Origin of the sequence: Amycolatopsis thailandensis (assembly GCF_002234405.1) — a bacterium.
GTDB classification, from domain to species: Bacteria; Actinomycetota; Actinomycetes; order Mycobacteriales; family Pseudonocardiaceae; genus Amycolatopsis; species Amycolatopsis thailandensis.
Genome location: NZ_NMQT01000108.1, coordinates 1 through 4428 on the forward strand (window position 1 = coordinate 1; position 4428 = coordinate 4428).

Below are 4428 nucleotides of genomic sequence, written 5' to 3' on the forward strand. Positions count from 1 at the left end.
GCTGCTCGGCGCGCTGCTCGACCGCAGTCCCCGCCCGGGACGGCTGCTGGCGTGGGCACTGCTCGCCTACGCGGCCGGGCTCGGCGCGGTGCTCGCGCCCGTCGAAGCCCCCGCGGCGATCGCGGTGGCCGTCGCGGCCGGGTTGCTCAACCCCGCCTTGGCGGGTGGCTGGACGGCTCAGCTGCCCAACGCGCGGGGCGGCACACCGCTGGCGAGGGCGAGCGCGCTGGACGCGATGACGTTCACCGCCGCGAGCCTCGCCGGACCGGGACTCGCCGGGCTCGTGGCCGCGTACGCCGGGGCCCCGGCCGCGGTGGCCGTCGCGATCACACTGGTCGTGGCCGCCTTCCCCGCGGCCTGGTCGCTGCCCGCCGTCGAAGCGAAGCCCGCGAAACCGATCCTGCGCCGGCTCGCCGACGGGTTCTCGGTCCTTTTCCGCAACCGTTCGCTGCTGCGGGCCACCGCGACGTCCACGGTGTCCTTCGTCGGCATCGGGATCGCCGTGGTCTGCTATCCGCTGCTCGGCGCCCAGCGACTCGGGAACCCGGGCTTCGGCGCGCTCCTGCTCGCCGTCCTGGCCGCCGCGTCACTGGTCGCGAACGCCGCGCTGGCCCGCAAGCCGCCACCGCCGGATCGCACCGTGCTCGCCACCACCGTCCTGCTGGGCGCGAGCTTCCTGCTCGCGGCGGCAGGCCATGACGTGGTGACCCTCCTGGCCGCCGCCGTACTCACCGGTTTCGCCGAAGGACCACAACTTTCGGCTCTTTTCGCCATCCGGCATCGCGAGGCGCCCGCGGACGTGCGGGCTCAGGTTTTCACGACGGCGGCGAGCGTGAAGATCACCGGCCTCGCGGCGGGAGCGGCGGCCGCGGGCCCGTTGAGCGCACTCTCAGTAACCGCCGCACTGGGCGCCGCGGCGGGCTGCCAGCTGCTCGCGGCTGCGACGTATGTACTGGTCAGAACGTCCAGGCGGACTAGAACGCCATCGCCTGCGCGCGCCGTTTGACCTCGGTGCCGTGGCTGGTGCGGAGCGCGTTGACCGGGGTGGTCCCCGGCAGGGTCTCGTCCTCGGCGAAGAGCCAGCGCAGCATCTCCGTCCGGCTGAAGCCCGAGTCCGCGAGCACGGTGATGGTGCCCGCCAGGCCCTTGACCACGCCGTCCTTCACCAGGAATCCGGCCGGGACGTACAGCTCGCCCTTGCGCCGGACCGCGATCAGGTGGCCGTCGCGCAGCATCTGGCGGACCTTGTTGGCCGAAACGTTCAGCGCGGTCGCGACCTCGGGAAGCGGGAGAACGGCCACATCTGCATCGAGAACGTCGTCGGCGACGGGAATACCACTCACAGGTGACACTGTGCCACATTCCGTCTCCCGCTCCGTTAGTACGCATGGGTGACGACTCGGCCATGACGGAGAGTGCCCGGTTGGTCACGTATACCGCCGATTCGACGAAATGCTGCGAATCGTGATCCCCGGGGAGCCAGGTCCCGTACACCAGAACATGGGCACTTCCGTACGATCCATAGCCGTGACACGCACGGACCCCACGCTGGTGGGCACTCTGCTCGAGGGCCGCTACCGGGTGGACAAGCTGCTCGCACGCGGTGGGATGTCGTCGGTGTATCGCGGCGTCGACACCCGCTTGGACCGCCAGGTCGCCATCAAGATCATGGACCCGCGGTTCGCCGACGACAGGTCGTTCGTCGAACGCTTCGAACGGGAGGCCAGGTCGGCGGCCCGGCTGCACCATCCGCACGTGGTGGCGGTGCACGACCAGGGCTTCGACACCCCCGGCGGTGAAGAGTCCGGCCGCGCGTTCCTGGTCATGGAACTCGTCGACGGCGGGACCCTGCGCGAACTGCTCGCCGAACGCGGCCCGCTGGACATCGCGCTCGCGCTGAGCATCGCCGAGCCGGTGCTGTCCGCGCTGGCCGCGGCGCACGCCGCCGGGCTGGTGCACCGCGACGTCAAACCGGAGAACGTGCTCATCGGGCGCGGCGGCACGGCCCTTTCGGGCGGCGTGGTCAAGGTGGGCGACTTCGGCCTGGTCCGCGCGATCGCCAGCGCGGGCACCACGAGTTCGAGCGTCATCCTCGGCACCGTCGCCTACGTCTCGCCCGAACAGGTCGCCACCGGCGCGACCACGTCGAGCGGCGACGTCTACTCGGCCGGGATCCTGCTGTACGAAATGCTCACCGGGCGCGCGCCCTACACCGGCGACACCGCCCTCTCGGTGGCGTACCGGCACGTCAACGACGACGTCCCTCGCCCGAGCGAACTGCGCCCGGACATCCCGCCGATGCTGGACGAGCTGATCCTGCGCGCCACCCGGCGTGATCCCGAACGGCGCCCGGCCGACGCCACGGCGTTCCTCGCCGAACTGAACCACCTGCGCACCGCACTCGGCATCCCCGCGGTCCCGGTGCCCGTGCCGCTGCCCGCGGACGCCGACCGGGAGACCGATGCCGAGCGCACCACCCCCGGCATCCCCGCGATCCCGGCGGGCCCGTCCGCGGCGACGACGGTGCTGAACCCGGTCGCCGAAGCGACCATGCCGGTCTCCGGGCCGCGCGGCACCCAGGCGATGCGGCGGGAGCAGCAGTTCCCCGCCGCCCAGCCGCCGCGGACGCCTCCCCCACGTCCCAAGCGCCCCGCGGACGACGACGACCAGCCGCAGTCGCGCAAACGCCTCTACATCATGATCGCGGCGGCGGTGCTGGTCCTCGGCGGTCTGATCGGCGCGTTCGCGTTCATCCTCAACGACACCGGCCCCACCTCGGCGTCGGTGCCGAAACTGGCCGGGATGAACCAGGCCGCCGCCGGCAACGCGCTCCGGACGGCGAAGCTGACCCCGGCCTACACCGAGGAGTACAGCGACACCGCCGCGCAGCACACGGTGATCCGGTCGGACCCGGCGGCGGGCGCGTCGCTCGCGCCGGGCGCAACGGTCAATGTCGTGCTGTCGAAGGGCCGCCCGATCGTGCCGGACATCCAGGCGGGCACGAGCCAGCAGGACGCGGAGACCGCGATCAAGGCCGCGCAGCTGACGCCGGTCCAGGGCGAGCAGGAGTACAGCGACGTCGCCAAGGGCAAGGTGATCCGCACCGACCCGAGCCCCGGTTCGCAGCTGAACATCGGCGGGCAGGTCACGGTCATCCTGTCCAAGGGTCCCGAACCGCTGCCGCCGGTCCCGGACGTCACCGGACAGAGCAAGGACGCCGCGTTCCAGATCCTGCAGCAGGCGGGCTTCCAGCCGTTCCAGGCGGGCGAGGAGTTCTCGGACCAGTTCGCCGCCGGCCAGGTGATCCGCACCGACCCGAAGGGCGGCGGCAAGGCGAGCAACCGCCGGATCGGGGTGTTCGTTTCGAACGCCGTCGAAGTACCGAACGTGACCTTCAAACGGATGGAAGAGGCCATCCAGATCCTGCGCCAGGCGGGCTTGGACGCCGACCGTGAGGGTCGCGGAAACGGCAACGGCCACGGCGGCGGAAACGGTGGTTTCGACTTCGTCCTGCAGCAGGATCCGCAGCCGGGCACGAAGGTGCCGAAGGGCACGAAAGTGAAGCTCAAGGGCTTCGGGTGACGCGAAAGGTGTGGTGAAACCGTTCAGTACCGGCCTGGTCATCGGATACCGTGAACCGCATGGTGGTCGTTGACGGCGTGAGCGGCAGGTCGGACAGGTTCACCTCGCGTTCGGTCGCGCCCGGGCCACGATGAGCTTCTTCACGGACGGCCCGCGCAGCCGTCCCCTCTTCCCGGTGCCGGAACAGGAGCTGTTCGGCTACAACGGCCGCCCCTGGGTGGAGTCACCGCACGAGTACATCGTCCCGGCGATCCTGCCCTGGTCGATGCCGCTGGGCCGCGCCGAACGGACCATCGTGGCGCTGCGCGGTATCGAGGTGTGGCCGGAATCGGTGTCGTTCCAGCTGTCGGTGTACTCGCGGGATCTCCTGTCCGGCGATCCCGACGAAGGCCTGATCGATCACCGCCGGGTCCCGGACTACAACGCGCTGCTGGTCGGCGTGCTCTTCCCCGACGGACGGCGGGCCAGTTCGGAGACCATCTCCGTACCGTCGGCCGCCCAACCGGATCAGCCGGTGCTGCGCGCGCAGGGGCTGGGCGGTTCGGCGTTCCATGTCGACCACGAGATCTTCCTGTGGCCGCTGCCGCCCGACGGCCCGCTGGAGTTCATCGTCCAGTGGCTCGACCGCGACATCGAGGAGACGCACACCTCGCTCGACGGCACCGCGATCCGCGACGCCGCCAAGGAGGCGAGCGAGATCTGGCCCGGCCTGCCCGCGCGGGAGGCGCACGGGCTGCCCGTCCGCCGGGTCGGGGCGCAGGCGATGATCACTCCCGCCTGGCCCCGCGAGTCGCAGGCGCCGCCTCCGCTGCCCCAGCCGAAACGCATGTCACCGCCGCCCACGTC

General features: G+C 71.3%; 4 protein-coding genes. 3 read left to right on the plus strand and 1 reads right to left on the minus strand.

From position 1 onward, the window contains the following. Positions 1–1006: MFS transporter (locus tag CFP71_RS29860; RefSeq protein ID WP_143267209.1), on the plus strand; the 1006-nt coding region annotated here is incomplete at its 5' end. On the opposite strand, the gene CFP71_RS29865 is transcribed toward CFP71_RS29860, so the two are convergent. Further along, positions 975–1343 (minus strand): Rv2175c family DNA-binding protein, encoded by a 369-nt coding sequence (locus tag CFP71_RS29865; protein WP_093937298.1) that lies wholly within the window; start codon positions 1341–1343, stop codon positions 975–977. The genes CFP71_RS29860 and CFP71_RS29865 overlap by 32 nt on opposite strands. 184 nt (positions 1344–1527) lie before the next feature. On the opposite strand from CFP71_RS29865, the gene pknB reads away from it, so the two are divergent. Further along, positions 1528–3582 (plus strand): Stk1 family PASTA domain-containing Ser/Thr kinase, encoded by a 2055-nt coding sequence (gene pknB / locus CFP71_RS29870; protein ID WP_093937299.1) that lies wholly within the window; start codon positions 1528–1530, stop codon positions 3580–3582. 130 nt (positions 3583–3712) lie between these two features. After that, on the plus strand, positions 3713–4428 hold a 716-nt coding region (locus CFP71_RS29875), incomplete at its 3' end, for a hypothetical protein (protein ID WP_093937300.1).